This is a genomic window from Niallia sp. WK069_GA_01 (assembly GCF_983173855.1).
This window is the reverse complement of record NZ_OZ470138.1, coordinates 53,988-79,698: the sequence shown is the minus strand read 5'-3', so window position 1 is coordinate 79,698 and position 25,711 is coordinate 53,988. Positions and strand designations below refer to the sequence as shown.

The 25,711-nt window shown below is 37.1% G+C and carries 22 protein-coding genes and 2 other annotated features; all 22 genes read left to right on the top strand.

Annotated elements, in window-relative coordinates; translation table 11 throughout:
- The first annotated feature begins 3 nt into the window (after positions 1 to 3).
- Entirely contained in the window at positions 4 to 2,454 is a 2,451-nt protein-coding gene (clpC, locus tag AC5LWL_RS00470; protein WP_493432536.1) for an ATP-dependent protease ATP-binding subunit ClpC, read from the top strand.
- A 254-nt stretch (positions 2,455 to 2,708) separates the two neighbouring features.
- Positions 2,709 to 4,088: a DNA repair protein RadA gene (radA, locus tag AC5LWL_RS00465; protein WP_493432535.1), complete on the top strand. Its 1,380-nt coding sequence runs from the start codon at positions 2,709 to 2,711 to the stop codon at positions 4,086 to 4,088.
- A gap of 360 nt (positions 4,089 to 4,448) precedes the next feature.
- Positions 4,449 to 5,528 carry a PIN/TRAM domain-containing protein gene (locus tag AC5LWL_RS00460; protein ID WP_493432534.1) on the top strand — a complete coding sequence of 360 codons (1,080 nt, stop codon included), beginning with the start codon at positions 4,449 to 4,451 and terminating at the stop codon, positions 5,526 to 5,528.
- Positions 5,529 to 5,548: 20 nt separating this feature from the next.
- Positions 5,549 to 6,265, top strand: a complete 717-nt coding sequence (gene ispD, locus AC5LWL_RS00455; protein ID WP_493432533.1) for a 2-C-methyl-D-erythritol 4-phosphate cytidylyltransferase — start codon at positions 5,549 to 5,551, stop codon at positions 6,263 to 6,265.
- The gene (gene ispF / locus AC5LWL_RS00450; protein ID WP_493432532.1) at positions 6,253 to 6,729 is read left to right on the top strand and encodes a 2-C-methyl-D-erythritol 2,4-cyclodiphosphate synthase; all 477 of its coding nucleotides are present in this window, start codon (positions 6,253 to 6,255) and stop codon (positions 6,727 to 6,729) included. The genes ispD and ispF overlap by 13 nt, the downstream gene beginning before the upstream one ends.
- A 226-nt stretch (positions 6,730 to 6,955) precedes the next feature.
- Positions 6,956 to 8,413 carry a glutamate--tRNA ligase gene (gene gltX / locus AC5LWL_RS00445; RefSeq protein ID WP_493432531.1) on the top strand — a complete coding sequence of 486 codons (1,458 nt, stop codon included), beginning with the start codon at positions 6,956 to 6,958 and terminating at the stop codon, positions 8,411 to 8,413.
- A 41-nt stretch (positions 8,414 to 8,454) separates the two neighbouring features.
- Positions 8,455 to 8,751, top strand: a binding site (T-box leader).
- A gap of 386 nt (positions 8,752 to 9,137) precedes the next feature.
- The gene (gene cysE / locus AC5LWL_RS00440; protein WP_493432530.1) at positions 9,138 to 9,788 is read left to right on the top strand and encodes a serine O-acetyltransferase; all 651 of its coding nucleotides are present in this window, start codon (positions 9,138 to 9,140) and stop codon (positions 9,786 to 9,788) included.
- Complete coding sequence (cysS, locus tag AC5LWL_RS00435) at positions 9,788 to 11,185, top strand: cysteine--tRNA ligase (RefSeq protein WP_493432529.1); 1,398 nt, start codon at positions 9,788 to 9,790, stop codon at positions 11,183 to 11,185. The genes cysE and cysS overlap by 1 nt, the downstream gene beginning before the upstream one ends.
- Before the next feature lie 3 nt (positions 11,186 to 11,188).
- Positions 11,189 to 11,611, top strand: a complete 423-nt coding sequence (locus AC5LWL_RS00430) for a Mini-ribonuclease 3 (RefSeq protein WP_493432528.1) — start codon at positions 11,189 to 11,191, stop codon at positions 11,609 to 11,611.
- On the top strand, positions 11,608 to 12,351 hold the full coding sequence (rlmB, locus tag AC5LWL_RS00425) for a 23S rRNA (guanosine(2251)-2'-O)-methyltransferase RlmB (RefSeq protein ID WP_493432527.1): 744 nt from the start codon (positions 11,608 to 11,610) through the stop codon (positions 12,349 to 12,351). Before AC5LWL_RS00430 ends, rlmB begins: the two co-directional genes overlap by 4 nt.
- 2 nt (positions 12,352 to 12,353) lie before the next feature.
- On the top strand, positions 12,354 to 12,863 hold the full coding sequence (locus AC5LWL_RS00420; RefSeq protein WP_493432526.1) for an NYN domain-containing protein: 510 nt from the start codon (positions 12,354 to 12,356) through the stop codon (positions 12,861 to 12,863).
- Between the two features lie 70 nt (positions 12,864 to 12,933).
- Complete coding sequence (gene sigH / locus AC5LWL_RS00415) at positions 12,934 to 13,593, top strand: RNA polymerase sporulation sigma factor SigH (RefSeq protein ID WP_493432525.1); 660 nt, start codon at positions 12,934 to 12,936, stop codon at positions 13,591 to 13,593.
- Between the two features lie 105 nt (positions 13,594 to 13,698).
- Positions 13,699 to 13,842, top strand: coding sequence for a 50S ribosomal protein L33 (gene rpmG / locus AC5LWL_RS00410; RefSeq protein ID WP_493432524.1), 144 nt, complete (start codon positions 13,699 to 13,701; stop codon positions 13,840 to 13,842).
- Between the two features lie 54 nt (positions 13,843 to 13,896).
- On the top strand, positions 13,897 to 14,079 hold the full coding sequence (secE, locus tag AC5LWL_RS00405; protein WP_493432523.1) for a preprotein translocase subunit SecE: 183 nt from the start codon (positions 13,897 to 13,899) through the stop codon (positions 14,077 to 14,079).
- A gap of 228 nt (positions 14,080 to 14,307) precedes the next feature.
- The gene (gene nusG, locus AC5LWL_RS00400) at positions 14,308 to 14,841 is read left to right on the top strand and encodes a transcription termination/antitermination protein NusG (RefSeq protein WP_493432522.1); all 534 of its coding nucleotides are present in this window, start codon (positions 14,308 to 14,310) and stop codon (positions 14,839 to 14,841) included.
- A gap of 173 nt (positions 14,842 to 15,014) precedes the next feature.
- On the top strand, positions 15,015 to 15,440 hold the full coding sequence (gene rplK / locus AC5LWL_RS00395; protein ID WP_141434103.1) for a 50S ribosomal protein L11: 426 nt from the start codon (positions 15,015 to 15,017) through the stop codon (positions 15,438 to 15,440).
- 115 nt (positions 15,441 to 15,555) lie between these two features.
- The gene (rplA, locus tag AC5LWL_RS00390) at positions 15,556 to 16,245 is read left to right on the top strand and encodes a 50S ribosomal protein L1 (protein ID WP_493432521.1); all 690 of its coding nucleotides are present in this window, start codon (positions 15,556 to 15,558) and stop codon (positions 16,243 to 16,245) included.
- Between the two features lie 57 nt (positions 16,246 to 16,302).
- Positions 16,303 to 16,452, top strand: a sequence feature (ribosomal protein L10 leader region).
- Between the two features lie 30 nt (positions 16,453 to 16,482).
- Complete coding sequence (gene rplJ / locus AC5LWL_RS00385; protein WP_493432520.1) at positions 16,483 to 16,983, top strand: 50S ribosomal protein L10; 501 nt, start codon at positions 16,483 to 16,485, stop codon at positions 16,981 to 16,983.
- 60 nt (positions 16,984 to 17,043) lie between these two features.
- A complete protein-coding gene (rplL, locus tag AC5LWL_RS00380; RefSeq protein WP_493432519.1) occupies positions 17,044 to 17,403 on the top strand; it encodes a 50S ribosomal protein L7/L12 in 360 nt (119 codons plus the stop codon).
- Between the two features lie 122 nt (positions 17,404 to 17,525).
- Positions 17,526 to 18,125: a class I SAM-dependent methyltransferase gene (locus AC5LWL_RS00375; protein WP_493432518.1), complete on the top strand. Its 600-nt coding sequence runs from the start codon at positions 17,526 to 17,528 to the stop codon at positions 18,123 to 18,125.
- Positions 18,126 to 18,374: 249 nt separating this feature from the next.
- Positions 18,375 to 21,935 (top strand): DNA-directed RNA polymerase subunit beta, encoded by a 3,561-nt coding sequence (gene rpoB / locus AC5LWL_RS00370; RefSeq protein ID WP_493432517.1) that lies wholly within the window; start codon positions 18,375 to 18,377, stop codon positions 21,933 to 21,935.
- A 123-nt stretch (positions 21,936 to 22,058) separates the two neighbouring features.
- A complete protein-coding gene (gene rpoC / locus AC5LWL_RS00365) occupies positions 22,059 to 25,658 on the top strand; it encodes a DNA-directed RNA polymerase subunit beta' (protein WP_493432516.1) in 3,600 nt (1,199 codons plus the stop codon).
- The last annotated feature ends 53 nt before the right edge of the window (positions 25,659 to 25,711 follow it).

The following is a 25,711-nucleotide window of genomic DNA, read 5'->3' as shown; positions in this document are numbered from 1 at the left end:
AGCATGATGTTTGGACGTTTTACGGAAAGAGCCCAAAAGGTACTAGCACTTTCACAAGAAGAGGCAATTCGTTTAGGACATAATAATATTGGAACTGAGCATATTCTGCTTGGGTTAGTTCGAGAAGGAGAAGGAATAGCTGCTAAAGCTTTACTAGCATTAGGGTTAGGTCCAGAAAAAATCCAAGAAGAAGTAGAAAATCTTATAGGACGTGGGCAGGATGCCTCCCAAACTATTCACTATACACCACGAGCAAAAAAAGTTATTGAACTATCGATGGACGAAGCAAGAAAATTAGGACATTCATATGTAGGAACAGAACATATTTTGTTAGGTCTTATTCGAGAAGGAGAAGGGGTTGCCGCAAGAGTATTAAATAATCTTGGGGTTAGTCTTAATAAAGCTCGTCAACAAGTGTTACAGCTTTTAGGAAGCAGTGAATCAGGCAGTCATCAGGGCGGTTCAGCAGCAAGTGCAAACACACCTACATTAGATAGTTTAGCAAGAGACTTAACGTCAATTGCTAGAGAGGGAAGTCTTGATCCAGTTATTGGCCGAAGCAAAGAAATTCAACGTGTAATTGAAGTTTTAAGCAGAAGGACAAAAAACAATCCTGTTCTAATCGGGGAACCTGGTGTTGGTAAAACGGCTATTGCAGAAGGTCTTGCACAACAAATAGTGCAAAACGAGGTACCTGAGATTTTGCGGGATAAAAGAGTAATGACGCTTGATATGGGAACAGTAGTTGCTGGAACAAAATATCGTGGTGAATTTGAAGACCGCCTGAAAAAAGTGATGGACGAAATTCGCCAAGCTGGCAATATTATCTTGTTTATTGATGAGCTGCATACTTTAATCGGTGCAGGTGGAGCGGAAGGCGCAATTGATGCCTCCAATATTCTGAAACCATCTTTAGCAAGAGGAGAACTTCAATGTATTGGAGCAACAACATTAGACGAGTATCGCAAATATATTGAAAAAGATGCCGCGTTAGAAAGACGTTTTCAGCCAATTACAGTGGATGAACCAACAGCAGATGAATCTGTTCAAATATTAAAAGGGTTACGCGATCGTTATGAAGCGCATCACCGTGTTTCCATTACTGATGAGGCAATTGAGGCAGCAGTAAAATTTTCAGACCGTTATATTTCTGATCGATTTTTACCAGATAAAGCAATCGATTTAATCGATGAAGCTGGTTCAAAAGTACGATTAAGATCATATACTACTCCACCAAATCTAAAAGAATTAGAGGTAAAACTGGAAGGAGTACGCAAAGAAAAAGATGCTTCCGTACAAAGTCAAGAATTTGAAAAGGCTGCATCATTACGTGATACAGAACAAAGGCTGCGTGAACAGCTAGAAGAAACGAAGAAGAATTGGAAAGAGAAACAAGGGCAGGAAAATACAGAAGTTACGGTTGAAGATATTGCTAGTGTAGTATCTAGTTGGACTGGAATCCCTGTTTCTAAATTGGCTCAAACGGAAACAGATAAATTGCTTAATATGGAGGGCATTCTTCACAATCGAGTAATTGGACAGGAAGAAGCAGTTAAAGCAATTTCAAAAGCGGTTAGACGTGCTAGAGCAGGGTTAAAAGATCCGAAACGACCAATAGGATCCTTTGTTTTCTTAGGACCAACAGGTGTTGGTAAAACAGAGCTTGCCCGTGCACTTGCTGAGTCCATGTTTGGTGATGAAGATGCAATGATCCGTATTGACATGTCAGAGTATATGGAAAAGCATTCTACTTCCAGATTGGTTGGTTCTCCTCCAGGTTATGTAGGTTATGAAGAAGGCGGTCAGCTTACAGAGAAAGTAAGAAGAAAACCATATTCGGTTGTATTATTAGATGAAATCGAAAAAGCACATCCTGATGTATTTAATATTTTATTACAAGTATTAGAGGATGGACGCTTAACCGATTCGAAAGGAAGAACTGTTGACTTCCGCAATACTGTTTTAATCATGACTTCGAATGTTGGAGCTTCTGCATTACAACGTAATAAATATGTTGGCTTTAATATCCAAGATGGAGATCAAGATTATAAAGATATGAAGGGTAAAGTAATGGAAGAGCTGAAAAGAGCATTTCGCCCGGAATTTTTAAACCGTATTGATGAAATCATCGTGTTCCATTCCCTTGAGAAAAAACATTTACAAGAAATTGTGACTTTAATGGCAGAACAATTAGTAAAAAGATTAAAAGAACAAGATATTTATTTAACGATAACAGATGCGGCTAAAGGGAAAATTGCAGATGAAGGCTATGATCCTGAGTATGGCGCAAGACCATTACGCCGAGCTATTCAAAAACATATTGAAGACCGCTTATCTGAAGAGTTGTTGAAAGGTACCGTTTTAACTGGTCAAAATATTAATTTGGATATAGAGGACGGCGAATTTACGGTAAAAGTAAAAGAAACAAATCAAACGCCAAATTTACAAAAATAGTTGTAATGGTAAATAACACACGTATATTCTTATACGTGTGTTATTTGTTTTTAACAATAAAATGAATGTTTTTAGTGAGTTGTCGGTTAGAACATGTGCATTCGTTGCTGAGCAAGGCGCCCTGCGCTTTCCATACAAATAATAAAATAAAGAAGAAAGACGTTCGTTATAGGTTCGATGACAAGATAGTTGCTATTACATTCATCACGGAAGATAATGAAAGGTAAGTGGATATGTGTTAGGAGGAAGAAGAAATGGCAAAGCGAAAAACAAAATTTCTATGCCAAGAATGCGGGTATGAATCGGCAAAATGGATGGGAAGATGTCCAGGATGCGGGAATTGGAATACAATGGTGGAAGAAATAGAGAAAAGTACATCGCAGAGAAAGGGTGCTTTCGCTCATTCGCAAGGAAGCACTTTAGCAGCAAAACCAATACCAATTACAAGTATTGAAACCATTAATGAGCCAAGAGTATTAACAGATTTGAATGAACTCAATCGCGTATTAGGTGGAGGAGTAGTGCAAGGTTCTCTTGTGCTTATTGGAGGAGACCCGGGAATAGGAAAATCAACGCTTCTTTTACAAGTGTCTTCTCAACTGGCGAAAAGCAAACATAATGTGTTATATGTTTCTGGTGAGGAGTCTCAAAAACAAACAAAACTAAGGGCGGATCGGTTAGGAGTTTCAACCGAACATTTGCTTGTATATTCCGAAACCAATCTAGAAGAAATTAGTAAAACAATTGAAAACTCAAATGTAGAATTTGTTGTGATTGACTCTATTCAAACTATTTATCATCCAGAAGTGACTTCAGCACCTGGAAGTGTATCACAAGTAAGAGAGTGCACGGCAGAACTTATGCGGATTGGGAAAACAAAAGGAATTGCCATATTTATAGTTGGACATGTTACAAAGGAAGGATCTATTGCTGGTCCTAGGATACTAGAACATATGGTGGATACAGTTCTATATTTTGAAGGAGAAAGACATCATACATACCGGATTTTACGAGCGGTCAAAAATCGATTTGGTTCTACGAATGAGATGGGAATCTTTGAAATGAAGGAATTCGGATTAGAAGAAGTGGAAAATCCTTCTGAGATATTTTTGGAAGAACGTTCGCAGGGTGCTGCTGGCTCTACAGTGGTTGCGTCAATGGAAGGAACCCGGCCGGTTCTAGTAGAGATACAGGCACTTATCTCGCCAACCAGTTTTGGAAATCCAAGAAGAATGGCAACTGGGATAGACCATAATAGGGTACCATTATTAATGGCCGTTTTAGAAAAAAGAGTGGGAATGCTCTTACAAAATCAAGACGCCTATTTAAAAGTAGCAGGAGGAGTAAAGCTCGATGAACCAGCAATTGATTTAGCCATTGCTGTGAGTATTGCGTCGAGTTTTAGAGATAAACCAACTAGAGCTACTGATTGTATTATTGGTGAAGTTGGCTTAACAGGGGAAGTGAGAAGGGTGTCAAGGATTGAACAAAGGGTGCAAGAAGCTGCTAAACTAGGATTCGAACGAGTCATACTTCCTTCTAATAACTTAAATGGATTAAAGGCTCCTAGTGGCGTTAAATTGGTAGGCGTATCCTCAGTCAGCGAAGCGTTAAAAGCGGCATTAAACGAATAAATTCGTTTTCATTATCTAGATATAAGTTGTACTTATTATTTTCCCTGATGAAAAACTAGATTCTTTCATGGGAAATAGACAAGCTATCGAGAAAAAATCAATTGATGTTCGCTGAACTGTATGATAAAATGTACTGTTTAATTATTTGACATTTTATTACTGTTAGTGCTACTCTAAACATATTCTTTAAGAAGAATATATCATGATTAAGTAAACCACTTTCATGATTACATTTTTTTAAGAAGGATATGTTAATAACTACACAAATATAACTTTTTCATTACAAGTAAAATAATTCTCAGTAATATCAGGTTTCAAATCTGAGAATTTGTTTATAATGTGAAGGAGGAGGTGAAAGTATTGTTAAAACGCATTATACAAGCATGTTTCCTGATTATTGGAGGGACGCTTGGAATTATTTTTATTCCAGATTTATTAAATGTTGTGTCACTTGATTCTCATTTAATAAATAACACTTATGTTTCTGCAATACTTGGTGCCATTATTTTTTATTTTATTACTTTTTGGGCAGTTGATTATGTAGTTGATTTTGTAAAGTTAATGGAAGAATCCCTTGTAGAGGCTCCAATCACAGACATAATTTTTGGTAGCGTAGGTTTAGCCTTTGGTTTAATATTAGCTTTTTTAATAGGCTATGCATTAACAGCTATAAAAGTACTAATTATTAATACGATAGCGCCGATTCTCTTAACTTTGCTTTTTGGATATCTTGGATTCCAAGTTGGTTTTAAAAAGAGAGATGAATTATTAACTCTTTTTACGGCTAAAAGAAAAAGAGCAAGTGAAGAGGATGCTGTTAAAGAAGAAAAAAGCAATCTGAAAATACTTGATACAAGTGTTATTATTGATGGAAGAATAGCTGATATTTGCCAAACTGGATTTTTAGAAGGTACGATTGTAATACCTCAATTTGTTTTAGGTGAACTTCAGCATATTGCGGATTCCTCAGATGCATTAAAACGTAATAGAGGAAGAAGAGGTCTTGATATCCTGAATAGAATTCAAAAGGAGCTAGCCATCAAAGTAGAGATTTATGAAGGCGATTTTGAAGAGATACCTGAGGTTGATAGTAAACTTGTTAAGCTGGCTAAGCTGACAAATGGTGTGGTAGTGACAAATGACTTTAATTTAAATAAGGTTTGCGAACTTCAGAAGGTTTCTGTACTAAATATTAATGACTTGGCAAACGCTGTTAAGCCTGTAGTTCTTCCAGGAGAAGAAATGAAAATTCAAATCATTAAAGATGGAAAAGAACATAATCAGGGTATTGCATATTTAGATGATGGAACAATGATTGTAGTGGAAGAGGGACGCAATTACATTGGAAAACACATCGATGTATTGGTTACAAGTGTATTGCAAACATCTGCAGGTAGAATGATATTTGCAAAGCCTAAATTATTAGAAAAAGCATTGTAAAAGAATCGGGGTTTATATTTATGCTTTATGAAGTTATTATACCCGCAGCAGGTCAGGGAAAAAGAATGGGAGCAGGGAAAAATAAACTGTTTCTAATGCTAGAGGGTCTACCGATATTTATCCATACATTAAACATTTTCGAAGAGGACCCTAATTGTAAAGGAATATGGTTGGTGATAAACCCTCTAGATAAAATAGAAATGATGGAATTAATACAAAAAAATAATATAACAAAAATTATTGCTTTTATTGATGGTGGAGACGAGAGACAGTACAGCATTCATAACGCAGTAAAAGAATTGAAAAATGATAGCGTTATACTTGTACACGATGCTGCTAGACCTTTTATAAACACCAAACAAATAAAGGAATTAACAAAAGTTGCTGAAGAAAACGGTGCAGCTGTCTTAGCAGTCCCTATGAAGGACACGATAAAAAAGGTAGATGGTAATTTAGTGACAGAGACAGTTGAACGTTCAAGCTTGTGGGCTATTCAAACCCCACAGGCTTTTCGCATTTCTTTGCTAAAGAAAGCATATGCAGAAGCACAACGAGACGGTTTTTTAGGAACGGATGACGCTAGTTTAGTAGAACGCTTAGGGGAAAAAGTGAAGATTGTTGAAGGAAATTATGACAATATAAAATTAACAACACCAGAAGATTTATATTTTGCCGAAGCAATTATAAAAAAGATGAACGCATTGGGAAAGAAGGAGGAAAAGAGATGTTTAGAATAGGACAAGGATTTGATGTGCATCAACTTGTAGAGGGAAGGCCTTTTATCATTGGAGGTATTGAAATCCCATACGAAAAAGGATTATTAGGACATTCAGATGCAGATGTGCTTTTACATACAATAGCTGATGCTTGCCTTGGTGCGGTTGGAGAGGGTGATATCGGAAAACATTTTCCAGATACAGATGAAGCGTTTAAAGATGCCGATTCTGCTAAGCTGCTTCAGCATGTTTGGAGTATTGTGAAGGAAAAAGGGTATGAACTAGTGAATGCAGATTGCACAATTATCGCCCAAAAACCAAAGATGGCACCATATATACCTTCGATGAAGAAAAGAATAGCGAGTTTATTAGAGACTGAAGAAGGTAATGTAAACGTGAAGGCAACAACAACAGAAAAATTGGGATTCACAGGCAGGGGAGAAGGGATTGCTTCTCAGGTAGTCGTGCTCTTACAAAGAAAGTAATGGAAACACTCTTTTAAAGAAAAAAATGAAATGATAGAATAAGGTGAAACCTCCATCTGTAGGCTTTTCTTAATTCCTGCGGATTCGGATGGATAGCTAACCAATCGGACCTTTATGGGCAGTATCCTTTTCATGGTTTTTTCACCAGGAAAAGGTGATCGGCTTACTGCTGTTTAAGGGTTAGTAAAATAAAAAATCTATGAATGACAATCAAGGAGGCAAAAGTATGACAAACGAAATTCGAGTTCGTTATGCCCCAAGTCCAACGGGACATTTGCATATAGGGAATGCACGTACAGCATTATTTAATTATTTATTTGCAAGAAATAAAGGTGGAAAATTTATTATCCGTATTGAGGATACAGATAAAAAGAGAAATATTGAAGGCGGAGAACAAAGCCAATTAAAGTATTTAAAATGGCTTGGAATCGATTGGGATGAAAGTATTGATGTAGGTGGCGAATATGGTCCATACCGCCAATCAGAAAGAAATGACATCTATAAAAAATATTATACAGAGCTATTAGAAAAAGGGCTGGCATATAAATGCTACTGCACAGAAGAAGAGCTGGAAGCGGAACGAGAAGCCCAATTGGAAAAAAACGAAACACCGAAATATTCTAGAAAATGTTGTTCTTTAACACAAGAAGAGCAGGCCAATCTGGAAGCAGAGGGTAGACAGCCGAGCATCCGTATTCGTGTTCCAGAAAATACGGTTTATGAATTTGAGGACATGGTAAAAGGACATGTTTCTTTCGATTCTGAATCAATTGGTGATTATGTTATTGTAAAAAAAGATGGAACTCCAACTTATAATTTTGCAGTAGCGATTGATGATTATTTAATGAAGATCTCTCATGTGTTAAGAGGCGATGATCATATTACGAATACACCGAAACAATTAATGATATATGATGCATTAGGTTGGGAAAGACCAAGATTTGGACATATGACGTTAATTGTAAATGAAAGCAGAAAAAAATTAAGCAAAAGGGACGAGTCTATTATTCAATTTATTGAGCAATATGAAGAATTAGGTTACCTGCCAACAGCATTATTTAATTTTATTGCTCTTTTAGGATGGTCTCCGGAGGGTGAGGAGGAAATCTTCTCAAAAGAAGAGTTTATCCAAATCTTTGATGCGGATCGCCTTTCAAAATCACCAGCATTATTTGACCAGCAAAAATTAGCTTGGATGAATAACCAATATATTAAAAAGACTGAATTAAATAAAGTGTGTGATTTGGCAATCCCACATCTAGTTAAGGCAGGATTGATAGGAGAAAATCGTTCCGAAGTAGAAGAAGCATGGATTCAAGACTTAATTCATCTTTATCAGGATCAAATGAGTTTTGGAGCAGAAATTGTGGAACTTTCTACTTTGTTTTTCAGTGATGAAATTAGTTATGAGGAAGAAGCAAAAGAGGTGTTATCTGGGGAACAAGTACCAGTTGTACTAAATTCGTTTAGAGAAGAATTGAACAATATGGATGAATGGAGCCCTGAAAACATTAAAGCTGCTATTAAAAAAGTGCAAAAGGCAACAGGTCAAAAGGGAAAGAACTTGTTTATGCCTATCCGTGTTGCTGCAACTGGACAAACACATGGTCCTGACTTACCAAAAGCGATTGCATTATTAGGAAAAGAAAAAATTGAAAAGCGATTATTATCATTAAATAGTTAACATATTATGCAAAATGTAATATAGTAAAAGAAAAGAATGAATTTAAAACGTAGATGAGGAAAAGTAAAAAAAGGAAGCATTCTAGAGAGAATTACCATTGGCTGAAAGTGATTTATGCAAATCCTTTTTTGAAGTGCCCCTCTGAGTCCTATATCGAACAGCTTTCTTCAAGAGAAGAAAGAACGAATGTAAGAGGTTAGATGCTCTTCTAGCTTCTGGCGCTTTGCGCTTTTCTTAGTAGATAATGGCGGAACCTGTCCGTTAACAAGGAGGAGTGGAGATTATTGCCTTGGCAATAATCTAAACAGAGTGGAACCGCGCTAAATAGCGTCTCTGTCTTTTAGACAGAGACGCTATTTTTATACTTGTAAATGAAAGTCTTGATGAATAGACGGAAATTTCAATTTATCCTACTCTTAACGGGCAGTAAGAACCCCCACTTATGGAAGTTTACTTTATTTTAAAGCACCTTATATTTTAAAATTGTTTTTCTTACAATCTTAAGATTTATCTACTCAAATTAGTACTAGTACGTTGTTGTTGCAGGAGGTTGCGCATTTAGCCGCCCCCCTATCAATTCGTGTCAAATAGTCTGACCGATTAAATGTAAGAAGTATTTTTTATCGGTCAGAACATTTACATTTCGATGATGTGCAAGGGTGTTTGAGTTTTTCTTACTTAAGCAGCTAGAAATATGAAAGTTTTGTTGGTTGGGAGGGGTAAAATGTTTCGACTTATAAAAGAAGATATATCTGTAATATTTGAACAAGATCCGGCTGCAAGAAGTTATTTGGAAGTTATTTTAACCTATTCTGGATTACATGCCATTTGGTTCCATCGAATAGCGCACTTTTTCTATAAAAGAAACGGTTTTTTTATAGCACGAGTTATTTCTCAGTTTAGCCGTTTTATGACTGGGATTGAAATTCACCCTGGAGCAACAATCGGAAAACGTTTGTTTATTGATCACGGCATGGGAGTAGTTATTGGAGAAACATGTGAGATAGGAAATAATGTGACAATCTATCAAGGTGTAACACTGGGTGGAACAGGAAAGGAAAAAGGAAAGAGGCATCCAACTGTAAAGGATAATGCTTTGATTGCAACAGGTGCAAAAGTATTAGGATCTATTATAATTGGAGAAAATGCTAAAATAGGTGCTGGTTCTGTAGTGCTGAGAGATGTACCCTCCAATTCAACCGTGGTAGGTATTCCAGGTAGAGTAAAGGTGCAAGATGGCATGAAAATAGGCAAGGATTTAAATCACTGCGATTTGCCAGACCCGTTTGCAGAACGGTTGAAGGAAATGGAAATAGAAATCTTGCAATTAAAACAACAACTACAGGAAATGCAAACAGAAAGGAGTTATAAATAATGCCCATTCAAATTTATAATACATTAACGAGAGTGAAAGAAGAGTTTATTCCGTTAGAAAAGGGAAAGGTGAAAATGTATGTATGCGGACCCACTGTGTACAATTATATTCACATAGGGAATGCAAGACCAGCAATTGTATTTGATACCGTAAGACGTTATTTAGAGTATCGCGGGTATGACGTTCAATATGTTTCTAATTTTACAGATGTAGACGATAAATTAATTAAGGCAGCAAACGAACTGGGGGAAGATGTCCCAACAATAGCAGACCGCTTTATAGAAGCCTATTTTAAGGATGTTACAGCACTTGGATGCAAAAAGGCACATATTCATCCTAGAGTAACAGAAAACATGGACATCATTATAGATTTTATTAATGCGCTAATTGAAAAAGGATTTGCTTATGAATCGGACGGTGATGTTTATTATCGTACTAGAAGCTTCGAAACATATGGAAAGCTATCCCATCAATCCATTGACGAGCTGCGCTCAGGTGCAAGGATAGCTGTAGGCGAGAAGAAACAGGATTCCTTAGACTTCGCTTTATGGAAAAAAGCAAAAGATGGAGAAATAGCATGGAGCAGCCCGTGGGGAGAAGGGCGTCCCGGATGGCATATAGAGTGTTCAGCTATGGCTAAAAAATATTTAGGGAACACGATCGATATACATGCAGGTGGGCAAGATTTGGCATTTCCGCATCATGAAAACGAAATTGCACAATCAGAAGCTTTAACGGGAGAGCCTTTTGCCCGCTATTGGATGCACAATGGATATATAAATATAGATAATGAAAAAATGTCAAAATCTCTAGGTAATTTTGTGACAGTGAATGATATTATTAAAGTATATGATCCTCAAATGCTTCGATTTTTTATGCTGTCTGTTCATTATCGCAACCCGATTAATTATAGCGATGAAGTGTTGGAGAAGACGCAGGCTGGTCTAGACAGAATAAGAACATCGTACGAAAATCTACAGCATCGCAAAACAGCAAGTACTGATTTAACGGATACAAACAAGGAATGGTTAGAGAAAATTGACCATTTGCATAAACAGTTTATTACGGATATGGATGATGATTTTAATACGGCAAATGGTATATCGGTATTATTTGAATTATCTAAGCAGGCTAACTATTATTTATTAGAAAAAACTACGTCTGCTGTTGTTATAAATGCTTTTATTAATGAATTTGAAGAGCTGTTTGATGTACTGGGAATGTCCTTATCGAAACAGGAATTGCTAGATGAGGAGATTGAAGCATTAATTGAAAAGCGAAATCAAGCACGCAAAGCACGGGATTTTCAATTAGCAGATGAGATTAGAGATCAGCTTAAGGCAATGAATATTATACTAGAAGATACAGCACAAGGTATACGATGGAAGAGAGGATAACTGATGCTCCTCTATGATAAAAATATTAATGAAAAGCAGTTGAACAGCCTTGCCCTTGCTTATATGGGGGATGCTGTTCTTGAAATATATGTGAGAAGGCATTTGTTGCATAACGGAAAAGTAAGGCCGAACCATCTTCACAGAGAAGCAACAAAATATGTTTCTGCAAAAGGACAAGCAAAAGTAGTCCATCAGCTAATGGAAGAAACATTTTTTACAGAAGAGGAGCTGGCCGTTTTAAAACGAGGCAGAAATGCTAAATCTGGAACTATTCCAAAAAACACCGATGTACAAACCTATCGATACAGCACGGGATTTGAAGCTGTTTTAGGTTATTTATATTTAGCAGGCAGAGAAGAGCGTCTAGAAGAAGTAATTATAGCTGCTTTATCGATTATTGAAAATAGTTGGAGGAACAAAACGTGAACAGCGATTATATTGTAGGAAAGAATGCCGTTATAGAGGCGTTAAAAGCAGAACGTGATGTAAATAAAATACAGATTGCAGAAGGGTCACAAAAAGGACAAATGCAAACAGTTATTGCATTAGCTAAACAAGCAAATGTACTTGTGCAATTTGTTCCGAAAAAGAAATTAGACAGCTTAGTAGATGCTAATCATCAAGGAGTAGTCGCGCAAGTAGCAGCATATCAATACGCTGAATTGGACGATTTGTTTGCATTAGCAGAAAAGAAAGCGGAAGTACCGTTTTTCTTGTTGTTGGATGAGATTGAAGATCCTCATAATTTAGGATCGATTATGCGTACTGCAGATGCAGTTGGGGCACATGGCATCATCATTCCCCGCAGAAGAGCTGTTGGTTTAACGGCAACGGTTGCCAAAGCTTCAACTGGCGCAATTGAACATGTCCCGGTGGTTAGAGTAACCAATATGGCCAGAACAATAGATGAATTAAAAGAGAGAGGAATTTGGATTGCAGGAACAGATGCAAAAGGTAGTGAAGATTATCGGCATTTTGATGGAACAATGCCTTTAGGCTTAGTAATTGGAAGCGAAGGCAAAGGAATTGGGAGGCTAATTCGGGAAAAATGCGATTTTCTTATTCAGCTGCCGATGGCTGGTTCCGTTACATCTTTAAATGCTTCTGTAGCAGCTGCACTTTTAATGTATGAGGTATATCGTAAACGCTATCCGATTGAGGGATAATAATGGATATATTAATTGTCGATGGCTATAACATTATCGGCGCATGGCCTTACTTAAATAAGCTGAAGACGAAAGATTTATCTGCTGCAAGAGACATGCTTGTTGAAAAAATGGCAGAATATCAAGCTTACTCTGGCTACCATGTTATTATTGTCTTTGATGCTTATTATGTAAGAGGGACAGAAAAGAAATTTAAAAACTATAAGGTGGAAGTAATCTTCACAAAGGAAAATGAAACTGCCGATGAAAGAATTGAGAAGTTAGCCAAGGAATTAAGCAATAGAAGAACTCAAATTCATGTTGCCACATCCGATTTTACAGAACAATGGGCTATTTTCGGCCAAGGAGCTTTAAGAAAATCTGCACGAGAACTTCTAATTGAAATGAATGGCATTGAACAGAACATTTGGAAAAAAGTAAAAAAAATTAAAGAAAAGAAACCCGTTACCAAGATTCCACTTACAAAAGAAATGGAAGAAATATTCGAAAAATGGCGCCGCGGAGAGAAATGAGCAGTTGACGCTAAAAATTAGCCTACTGTATAATGGTTTTATCCATGATTGCACGGTCGGGGGGATCTGAATGAGTACTGACAACAGGGCTAAAGGTAACGAAAGTGTTGAGAAATATGTTGATCTTGAGGATGAAGTCATAGTAGAACTAGTGCATAATGGTGAAAGCGATGCATTGGATTATCTTATTCAAAAATATCGAAACTTTGTACGTGCCAAAGCCAGATCCTATTTCCTAATTGGTGCAGATAAAGAAGATATTGTACAAGAAGGCATGATTGGATTGTATAAGGCGATCCGTGATTTTAAAGAGGACAAGCTTTCATCCTTTAAAGCATTTGCCGAACTTTGTATTACAAGACAAATTATTACGGCAATAAAAACAGCAACAAGACAAAAGCATATTCCTTTAAATTCATATGTGTCACTTGATAAACCCATTTATGATGAAGAATCAGATCGAACCTTAATGGATGTTATTTCCGGCGCAAAAGTGTTGGATCCGGAAGAGCTTATTATCAACCAGGAAGAGTTTGATCATATCGAGATAAAAATGTCAGAGTTATTGAGTGATCTAGAACGTAAGGTTTTGGCATTATATTTAGATGGGCAATCGTATCAAGAGATATCAGAAGAACTTAATAGACATGTCAAATCAATCGATAATGCACTTCAAAGAGTGAAAAGAAAGCTAGAAAGATATTTAGAAATAAGAGAGTTTTCTCTTTAAGCAACTAATTATTTTAGAAAAGCTTGTTCTATTGGCTGTTATTGACATTGATACATGTCCGTGATACAGTTTGATAAGATATAAAGGACGTAGTAGGTGTCAAAAATGAGGAAAAAGCTTGTTTTAGCTTGTGAAAATTGTGGGACAAGAAATTATTCTACAATGAGCAATAAAGGGACAGAAAGATTAGAAATAAAAAAGTTTTGTCAAAAATGCAATGCCCATACCGTTCATAAAGAAACAAAATGATCGTTTTTCATTGCTTTAAGATAAGCTACCCGCTTTAAATATGGAGGTAACGAAATGCAACGTACTGTTAACTTTTTTCGTGAAGTAGGTACAGAGCTAAAGAAAGTAAGTTGGCCTAATAAGAAGGAATTAACCAACTATACTATTATTGTTATTGCAACAGTAACATTTTTCGCTCTATTCTTCGCACTTGTTGATATGGGAATTTCTGAACTAATTCGTTTAATACTTGAATAACAGTTGTCAACTCATGGTATAATGGTAAAACAATAAGAAACATTAACAAAGCCCGGTAACGGGTTTTTTCATTGTTTTAAAATAAAAAATGGTCCGTTTGAACTTACATTTTGCGTTTATAAAGACCAAAAAGCTCTTCATTTAGTGGGAAACCACCTAAGAAAATGAGCTTAACAATAACACTGTAATATTACGTGCGGGGAGGGAAGGACGAAATAGTCCTCTACTATGGAAAAAAATTGGTATGTAGTGCATACGTACTCTGGATATGAAAATAAGGTGAAAGCAAACTTAGAAAAACGTGTAGAAACAATGGCGATGCAGGATAAAATATTTCGCGTTGTAGTACCGGAAGAAGAAGAAACAGATATTAGAAATGGTAAGAAAAAAGTGGTAAAAAGAAAGGTTTTCCCTGGTTATGTCTTAGTTGAGATTGTTATGACGGATGATTCTTGGTATGTTGTCCGCAATACACCTGGAGTAACTGGGTTTGTAGGATCTGCTGGATCTGGGTCGAAACCTACTCCGCTTCTTCCTGATGAGGTACAAGTTATCCTGAAAAGAATGGGTGTCGAAGAACAGCGTATTGAGATTGAATTTGAGCTTGGTGAAACGGTGAAAGTAAACGAAGGGCCATTTGCCAATTTCACAGGTACTGTGGAAGAGATTGATAAAGATAAAGCAAAGGTAAAAGTTTTAGTTAATATGTTCGGTCGCGATACCCCGGTAGAACTGGATTTTACACAAATTGAAAAATTTTAATCTGAAAAACTTGAAATAAGCTTGAAAAAGTGGTAACATTTCAAAGGTCAGTATGTCTCACAAAAAAGAGATAGGATATTGTCAAATTTCTTTATTTATTATATAAAGACGATAAGTTGAGTGGGAGGGGTATACCCTATTACCACATCACGGACTTTAAGGAGGTGTGTCTCGTGGCTAAAAAAGTAATTAAGGTTGTTAAATTGCAAATTCCAGCAGCTAAAGCAAATCCGGCACCACCAGTTGGTCCTGCATTAGGTCAAGCAGGTGTTAATATCATGGGATTCTGTAAAGAGTTTAATGCTCGTACAGCTGAACAAGCTGGTTTAATTATTCCTGTTGAAATTACGGTTTTTGAAGACCGTTCATTTACATTTATTACAAAAACTCCACCTGCTGCTGTTTTACTTAAAAAAGCGGCTGGAATTGAGTCAGGTTCTGGTGAACCGAACCGTAATAAAGTGGCAACTGTTAAGCGTGACAAGGTACGCGAGATTGCTGAAACGAAAATGCCTGATTTAAATGCAGCTAGCGTTGAAGCAGCTATGCGCATGGTTGAAGGTACAGCCCGCAGCATGGGTATTGTTATTGAAGACTAAACCATATTAACTGGTTCTGTTGATTAAGGTTGCGACAATGAGAATCTTTGAGTCGCAACCTTTATTCGTGGGAGGTAATTCCGCTAAAACCACAATTCAAGGAGGAAATATTATTATGGCTAAAAAAGGTAAGAAGTATTTAGAAGCTATCAAACTTGTTGATCGTACTAAAGCTTACCCAATTCAAGAAGCGGTAGATCTTGTTAAAAAAACAAGCACTACTAAATTTGATGCATCAGTTGAAGTTGCTTTTCGTTTAGGAGTTGACCCTAAGAAAGCGGATCAGCAAATTCGTGGGGCAGTTGTACTACCACACGGAACTGGTAAAACTCAACGTGTATTAGTTTTCGCTAAAGGCGAAAAAATCAAAGAAGCAGAAGCTGCTGGAGCAGATTTTGTTGGGGATTCAGAATACATCAACAAAATCCAACAAGGTTGGTTTGATTTTGATGTGATCGTTGCAACTCCAGATATGATGGGTGAAGTTGGTAAACTTGGTCGTGTATTAGGACCTAAAGGTTTAATGCCAAACCCAAAAACTGGTACAGTAACTTTTGATGTAACAAAAGCTGTTAACGAAATTAAAGCAGGTAAAGTAGAGTACCGTGTTGATAAAGCTGGAAATGTTCATGTTCCAATTGGTAAAGTTTCTTTTGAAGAAACAAAACTAGTTGAAAACTTCCAAACTATTCTTGATACAATGGTAAAAGTGAAACCAGCTGCAGCAAAAGGAACATATATGAAAAATGTTTCTGTTACTTCTACAATGGGTCCTGGTGTTAAAGTAGATCCATCTGCAGTTTAATATAAAATATATTTGACAAAACGAGATGAATGACATACAATACATCTTGTTGTGAAAAATTAAATAACATTTGTACCGCAGACAGTAGGTGCTAGTAATAGCTTAATTCCCTGCCGAGGTAATACGATAGATTTTCATCAGTTGTGTAAACGACTATTGTATACTCCTCCATGTCTATATTGATGTGGAGGATTTTTACTTTCCGGTATAAATGTAAATTCTACAGGAGGTGTAAAGATGAGCAGCGTAATCGAAATAAAGAAACAAAAAGTAGAAGCTATTACTGAGAAATTCAAAGCAAGTAAATCAACAATCGTTGTTGATTACCGCGGTCTAACTGTTTCTGAAGTAACAGAACTTCGTAAACAGCTTCGTGAAGCTGGTGTTGAGTTCAAAGTATTCAAAAACACATTAACACGCCGTGCGGCTGACGCAGCAGAATTATCAGGTCTTAATGATGCTTTAACTGGTCCTAATGCAATTGCTTTCAGTAATGAAGATGTTATTGCACCAGCTAAAATCATTAATGAGTTCGCTAAGAAAAATGAAGCGCTTGAAATCAAAGCTGGAGTTATCGAAGGGAATGTTGCTTCAGTAGAAGATATTAAAGCTCTTGCTGAACTTCCATCACGCGAAGGTTTACTTTCTATGTTACTCAGCGTGCTTCAAGCACCAATCCGCAATCTTGCTCTTGCTACAAAAGCAGTTGCAGACCAAAAAGAAGAACAAGGCGCGTAAGAAATTACGTTATTTACATGCAATATAATAAATGGATAAAAAACAAGGAGGAACAATATAATGTCTAAAGAACAAATCTTAGAAGCAGTTAAAGCAATGACTGTTTTAGAATTAAACGACCTAGTAAAAGCTATTGAAGAAGAATTTGGTGTAACTGCTGCGGCTCCTGTAGCTGTTGCTGCTGCTGGCGGAGAAGCTGCAGCTGAAAAAACTGAATTTGATGTAGTTCTTGCATCTCCTGGAGATCAAAAAATCAAAGTTATCAAAGCTGTTCGTGAAATCACAGGTCTTGGTCTTAAAGAAGCAAAAGAACTTGTTGACAACACTCCAAAAGCTGTTAAAGAAGGAGCTTCTAAAGAAGAAGCTGAAGAAATCAAAGCTAAACTTGAAGAAGTTGGAGCTAACGTTGAAGTTAAGTAATATCAATATAAAAAAGCTCGCTATATAAGCGGGCTTTTTTTTCCTTAAAATATGTATAACTTCAAAACGTAATAATCCTCAGTGATTCTTCCGATTTTATGCTTCTGTGGAGGTGGTCAGTTATGACAGAACATTATTATTCCCGTACCCAAAATGTAAGTAGTGATCCAAATTATTGGGACTACATGTTAAAAGGTAATAAACTTCGCTTTAAAACAGATAATGGCGTTTTTTCTAAAAAGGAAGTTGATTTTGGTTCGAAATTATTAATAGAAACATACGAATACCCGACTGTTGAAGGAGATATTCTAGATGTTGGATGTGGTTATGGACCGATTGGGCTTTCTATCGCTAAAAACACGGTTGCGAAAATTCATATGGTAGATGTTAATTTAAGAGCGATAGAACTAGCGAATGAAAATGCGGTTCTAAATAAAATACAAAACGTTAAAATTTACGAAAGTGATAGACTTTTGCAAGTTGAAAACAAAATGTTCGCATCCATTTTAACGAATCCTCCAATTCGTGCGGGAAAAAAAGTAGTTCATGATATTTTCGAACAAAGCTATCAATATTTGGCAAGTGGAGGAGAACTTTGGGTGGTAATCCAGAAAAAGCAGGGAGCTCCTTCCGCAATAGAGAAGTTAGAGCAGTTATTTAGTGAAGTAGAAGTAGTAGAAAAGAAAAAAGGTTATTTTATAATAAAAGCAAAAAAAGATTGACGAGTTTAAATCGTTGTGATAGCATTGTATAATGCCAATATATTATTTTTCTGATAGATATAATTTTATTCTATAAATGTATAAAGTTGGATTATTTCGGAAAAACTAACAAAATAATACTTGAAATATGAAAAATGTGGTTTTTGGATTGGAAACCCTTTTTCTTTTTGTCTTATAAAAAAGGTAGTTAAATACTTTTATAAGATGTTAATAGATGTACTATAACGTTTGATTTGAGGGGTGAATCAGTTGACAGGTCAACTTGTTCAGTATGGACGACACCGCCAGCGCAGAAGCTATGCACGAATTAGTGAAGTTTTAGAATTACCAAATCTAATAGAAATCCAAACCTCTTCCTATCAATGGTTTTTAGATGAGGGATTACGTGAAATGTTCCAAGATATTTCACCAATCGAGGATTTTACTGGCAACTTATCGCTTGAGTTTATTGATTACAGCTTAGGGGATCCAAAATATCCAGTAGAAGAATCAAAAGAACGAGATGTTACATACTCAGCGCCTTTACGAGTGAAGGTTCGTCTTGTTAATAAAGAAACAGGAGAAGTAAAAGACCAGGATGTATTCATGGGTGATTTCCCGCTTATGACTGAAACTGGTACATTCGTAATTAACGGAGCAGAGCGTGTTATCGTTTCTCAGTTAGTTCGTTCTCCAAGTGTGTATTACAATGGGAAGTTAGATAAAAACGGTAAAAAAGGTTTTACAGCAACTGTAATTCCAAACCGTGGAGCTTGGCTAGAATATGAAACCGATGCAAAGGATGTTGTTTACGTACGTATCGACCGTACTCGTAAACTGCCAGTAACGGTTCTTTTACGTGCTTTAGGGTTTGGTTCCGATCAAGAAATTCTTGATTTGATTGGCGACAACGAATATTTACGTAATACGTTAGAAAAAGACAATACAGAAGGAACGGAAAAAGCTCTATTAGAGATATATGAGCGTTTACGTCCTGGAGAGCCACCTACTGTTGAGAATGCAAAAAGTCTATTGGTTTCAAGATTTTTTGATCCGAAAAGATATGACCTTGCAAATGTAGGTCGTTATAAAATTAACAAAAAGCTTCATATTAAAAATAGATTGTTTGGTCAACGTTTAGCAGAAACGCTTGTAGATCCAGAAACTGGCGAAATAATTGCGGAAAAAGGTACGCTTTTAGATCGTCGTGCGTTGGATCGTATTATACCGAATCTCGAAAATAACATCGGTTTTAAAACATTAAGCCCATATGGCGGCGTGTTAGAAGACAATGTTATTGTACAATCTGTTAAAATCTACTCTCCTAATGATGAAGGGGAAAAAGAAATTAATGTTATCAGCAATGCGTATGTAGAAGAAGCGGTGAAAAATATTTCTCCTTCAGATATCATTGCTTCGATTAGTTATTTCTTTAACTTGTTGCACGGCGTAGGTCTTACTGATGATATCGACCATTTAGGTAACAGACGTCTTCGTTCTGTTGGGGAATTGCTGCAGAACCAATTTCGTATTGGTTTATCTAGAATGGAGCGTGTAGTTCGTGAAAGAATGTCCATTCAAGATACGAATACCATTACACCACAGCAATTAATTAACATTCGACCAGTTATCGCGTCTATTAAAGAGTTCTTTGGAAGTTCTCAATTATCACAATTTATGGATCAGACAAACCCGCTTGCCGAGTTAACACATAAGCGTCGTTTATCTGCTTTAGGACCGGGTGGTTTAACAAGAGAACGTGCGGGAATGGAAGTTCGGGATGTTCACTACTCTCACTATGGTCGTATGTGTCCGATTGAAACACCAGAGGGACCGAATATTGGTTTGATTAACTCATTATCATCATTTGCAAAAGTAAATCGCTTTGGTTTTATTGAAACACCATACCGTCGGGTAGATCCAGAAACTGGTTTAGTTTCAAGCCGTATTGATTACTTAACTGCGGATGAAGAAGATAATTATGTAGTAGCACAAGCGAACGTACGTCTTGGTGATGACGGTGCTTTCTTAGATGAGGATGTTGTTGCTCGTTTTAGAGGGGAAAACACAGTTGTTCGCCGTGATCGCGTTGACTATATGGATGTATCGCCAAAACAAGTAGTTTCTGCTGCGACTGCATGTATTCCTTTCTTGGAAAACGATGATTCAAACCGTGCTTTAATGGGTGCGAACATGCAACGTCAAGCTGTACCGTTGATGCAACCAGAAGCTCCAAGAGTAGGAACAGGAATGGAATATGTTTCTGGTAAAGACTCTGGTGCTGCAGTTATTTGTAAGCATGATGGTATTGTTGAACATGTAGAAGCTCGTGAAGTTTGGGTTAGAAGAATGCAAGTAATTGATGGCCAAGAAGTTAAAGGTAACCTTGATAAATATAGAATGCTTAAATTTATCCGTTCAAATCAAGGTACTTGTTATAATCAACGTCCAATTGTTGCTGTTGGAAACAAAGTAACAAGAGGAGAAATCCTTGCTGATGGCCCATCTATGGAATTAGGAGAACTTGCATTAGGAAGAAATGTGCTAGTTGCCTTTATGACATGGGATGGTTATAACTACGAAGATGCTATCATAATGAGTGAGCGTCTAGTAAAAGATGATGTTTATACTTCTATTCACATTGAAGAATATGAATCAGAATCTCGTGATACGAAGCTTGGGCCGGAAGAAATCACTCGTGATATTCCGAATGTTGGAGAAGATGCTTTACGTAATCTAGATGACAGAGGAATTATCCGTATTGGAGCAGAAGTAAAAGATGGAGATCTTCTTGTAGGAAAAGTAACGCCAAAAGGTGTAACGGAATTAACTGCAGAAGAACGCTTATTGCATGCTATTTTCGGTGAAAAAGCTCGTGAAGTGCGCGACACGAGTTTACGTGTTCCTCATGGAGGCGGCGGAATCGTTCATGATGTTAAAGTGTTTAACCGTGAAGATGGAGATGAACTGCCACCAGGTGTGAATCAGCTTGTACGTGCATATATTGTTCAAAAACGTAAAATTCATGAAGGCGATAAAATGGCTGGACGACATGGTAATAAAGGGGTTATTTCTCGTATATTACCAGAAGAAGATATGCCATACCTTCCTGATGGAACACCAGTAGATATCATGTTGAATCCTTTAGGGGTACCATCACGTATGAATATCGGACAGGTGCTAGAATTGCATTTAGGAATGGCTGCTAGAAGCTTAAATATCCATGTTGCCTCTCCTGTATTTGATGGAGCTAGGGAAGAAGATGTTTGGGAAACGATTAGAGAAGCTGGAATGGCACAAGATGCTAAAACAGTTCTTTATGATGGTCGTTCTGGAGAGCCGTTTGATAATCGCGTATCTGTTGGTGTCATGTATATGATTAAACTAGCACATATGGTAGATGACAAACTTCATGCACGTTCAACTGGTCCTTATTCTCTAGTAACGCAGCAGCCATTGGGCGGTAAAGCACAATTCGGTGGACAGCGTTTTGGAGAAATGGAAGTTTGGGCTCTTGAAGCATACGGAGCTGCATATACATTACAAGAAATTCTAACTGTTAAATCAGATGACGTTGTTGGTCGTGTGAAAACATATGAAGCTATTGTAAAAGGTGAAAATGTACCAGAGCCAGGAGTACCGGAATCATTCCGTGTATTAATGAAAGAACTTCAAAGTTTAGGATTGGATGTTAAAATCCTATCAAGCACGGAAGAAGAAATTGAAATGAGAGATACAGATGATGATGACGATGTTCAACAAGCTGAATCTCTAACTATAGCACCAGATACACAAGAGCCTGAGTCAGAAAAAGTAGGCGTACAAGAGTAATTTCAAGCAACTAGATGAAGGCTGACACTAATGAAAAGGGTCAGCCTTCATAAGATATATGTACTTATTTTTATTAAATGGCTATTAAAAGATAGTCTGAAGATCAAAAGGGAGGTAGGACCCTTGTTGGATGTAAATAATTTTGAATTTATGAAAATAGGTCTTGCTTCACCTGATAAGATCCGTTCATGGTCTTTTGGTGAAGTGAAAAAACCAGAAACAATTAACTATCGAACATTAAAACCAGAAAAAGACGGCTTGTTTTGTGAGCGTATTTTTGGTCCTACAAAAGACTGGGAATGTCATTGTGGAAAATATAAACGTGTTCGTTACAAAGGTGTAGTCTGTGACCGCTGTGGTGTAGAAGTAACTCGTGCAAAAGTACGTCGTGAACGTATGGGACATATTGAACTTGCAGCACCTGTATCGCATATATGGTATTTTAAAGGAATCCCAAGCCGTATGGGTCTTGTACTTGACATGTCTCCGCGTGCTTTAGAAGAAGTAATTTATTTTGCTTCTTATGTAGTAACAGATCCTGGTGACACAGCATTAGAAAAGAAACAATTACTTTCTGAAAAAGAATATAGAGCATATCGCGATAAATACGGTTCTAAATTTCAAGCTTCTATGGGAGCAGAATCTATTAAGAAATTACTATCTGACATTGATTTAAATAAAGATGTAGATGCTTTAAAAGAAGAACTAAAAACAGCTCAAGGACAACGTCGTACACGTGCAATTAAACGATTAGAAGTACTAGAAGCTTTCCGTGGTTCAGGGAATGAGCCATCATGGATGATTTTAGATGTACTTCCTGTTATTCCTCCAGAGCTTCGTCCGATGGTTCAATTAGACGGAGGTAGATTTGCTACTTCTGATTTGAATGATCTATATCGCCGTGTTATTAACCGTAATAACCGTCTAAAAAGATTATTAGATCTAGGGGCTCCAAGCATTATTGTACAAAACGAAAAACGTATGCTTCAAGAAGCGGTAGATGCGTTAATCGATAATGGTCGTCGCGGCCGCCCTGTTACAGGTCCTGGTAATAGACCATTAAAATCTTTATCTCACATGCTAAAAGGTAAGCAAGGACGTTTCCGTCAAAACTTACTTGGAAAACGTGTTGACTACTCTGGACGTTCGGTTATTGTTGTAGGTCCGAATTTAAAGATGTATCAATGTGGTTTGCCAAGAGAAATGGCTTTAGAACTTTTTAAACCTTTTGTTATGAAAGAATTAGTGGAAAAAGGATTAGCACATAACATTAAATCTGCTAAACGTAAAATTGAGCGAGTTCAACCTGAAGTTTGGGATGTATTAGAAGAAGTAATCAGGGAGCATCCTGTATTGCTTAACCGTGCTCCTACACTTCACAGATTGGGAATACAAGCGTTCGAACCTACATTAGTAGAAGGTCGTGCTATACGTCTTCATCCATTAGTTTGTACTGCTTATAACGCCGACTTTGATGGTGACCAAATGGCTGTTCACGTACCATTATCATCGGAAGCACAAGCAGAAGCAAGATTACTTATGCTTGCTGCACAAAATATCTTGAATCCTAAAGATGGAAAACCGGTTGTTACGCCTTCGCAGGATATGGTACTAGGTAACTACTATCTAACTTTAGAAAGAGATAACGCAGTTGGAGAAGGAATGATCTTCAATGATACAAGCGAAGCAGTGTTGGCATACCAAAATGGCTATGTTCACTTGCATACGCGTGTAGCTGTTCGTGCAAGCTCTTTAAACAATGAAACATTTACCGAAGAGCAAAATAAACAATTACTTATTACAACGGTTGGGAAACTGATTTTTAATGAAATCTTGCCAAAATCTTTCCCATATATTAATGAACCTACTAAGGCTAATCTGGAAGAGAAAACACCAGAAAGATTCTTTGTTAAACAAGGAACCGATGTGCCAGCTGTAATAAGAGAAATGCCGATTGTTGAACCGTTTAAAAAGAAAATACTTGGTAATATTATTGCTGAAGTGTTTAAACGATTTAAAATTACCGAAACATCTAAAATGCTTGATAGAATGAAAGACTTAGGATTTAAACACTCAACAAAAGCTGGAATAACCGTTGGTGTTGCCGATATCGTCGTTTTAGGTGAAAAGCAAGAAATTATCGATGAAGCTCAAGGTAAAGTTGATAATGTACTAAAACAATTCAGACGTGGTTTAATCACAGAAGAAGAGCGTTATGACAGAGTTATCTCTATTTGGAGTGCTGCTAAAGATGTTATTCAGGCTAAACTGATGAAATCACTTGATAAACGAAATCCAATCTTTATGATGAGTGATTCCGGAGCCCGTGGTAATGCCTCTAACTTTACACAGCTTGCTGGTATGCGCGGATTGATGGCCAACCCGGCTGGTAGAATTATTGAGTTGCCGATCATCTCAAGTTTCCGTGAAGGTTTAACAGTATTAGAGTACTTTATCTCTACACATGGTGCGCGTAAAGGTCTTGCCGATACAGCTCTTAAAACAGCTGATTCAGGTTATCTAACTCGCCGTCTTGTTGATGTTGCTCAAGATGTTATTGTTCGTGAAGATGATTGTGGAACAGATAGAGGTCTATTAGTTTCTGCACTTAAAGAAGGAACAGAAATCATTGAACCTCTTGATGAGCGTTTAATTGGACGTTATGCAAGAAGAGATATTAAGAATCCAGAAACTCAAGAAGTAATGGTTCCTGAAAATGGTTTAATTACAGAAGATCTTGCTGTAGAAATTGTGGAAGCTAACATTGAAGAAGTGTGGATTCGTTCTGCCTTTACATGTAATACTCGTCATGGTGTATGTAAAAAATGCTATGGCAGAAACTTAGCAACTGGCCAAGAGGTAGAAGTTGGAGAAGCAGTAGGTATTATTGCGGCACAATCTATCGGAGAGCCTGGTACACAGTTAACAATGCGTACATTCCATACTGGTGGAGTTGCGGGAGACGATATTACACAAGGTTTACCTCGTATCCAAGAGATATTTGAAGCGCGTAATCCAAAAGGGCAGGCGGTTATATCTGAAATCGCTGGTGTTGTAGTAGGAATTAATGAGGGCAGAGATCGTCAACATGAGATTATCGTTCAAGGAGAACTTGAAACGAGAACATATACTGCTCCTTACACAGGAAGATTAAAGGTTAAAATTGATGATGTAGTCGAACAAGGTCAAGAACTAACAGAAGGTTCGATTGATCCGAAAGAATTAATTAAAGTGAAAAACGTAACTGCTGTTCAAGAGTATCTTCTTCGTGAAGTGCAGAAAGTATACCGTATGCAAGGGGTAGAAATTGGAGATAAGCACGTAGAAGTAATGGTTCGTCAAATGCTTCGTAAAATACGTGTAGTAGATGCTGGGGAAACAGATGTATTACCTGGTACACTACTTGATATTCACCAATTTACTGATGCCAATGCTAAAGCTTTAAAAGCAGGTAAATTACCAGCTACTGGTAGACCTGTATTGCTAGGTATCACTAAAGCTTCTCTTGAAACAGATTCATTCCTGTCTGCGGCATCTTTCCAAGAAACTACAAGAGTTCTTACTGATGCAGCGATCAAAGGAAAACGCGATGAATTATTAGGTCTAAAAGAAAATGTTATTATTGGTAAACTAGTACCTGCTGGAACTGGTATGCCAAGATATCGACATGCTGAACCTATTACTGCGGAAGAATCTGCGGAGGAAACAGTAACAGTAGAATAATAACTAGTAAAAAATGTTTTAAATAAAGCTCTAAACTTCGCTAAGCTAATCTT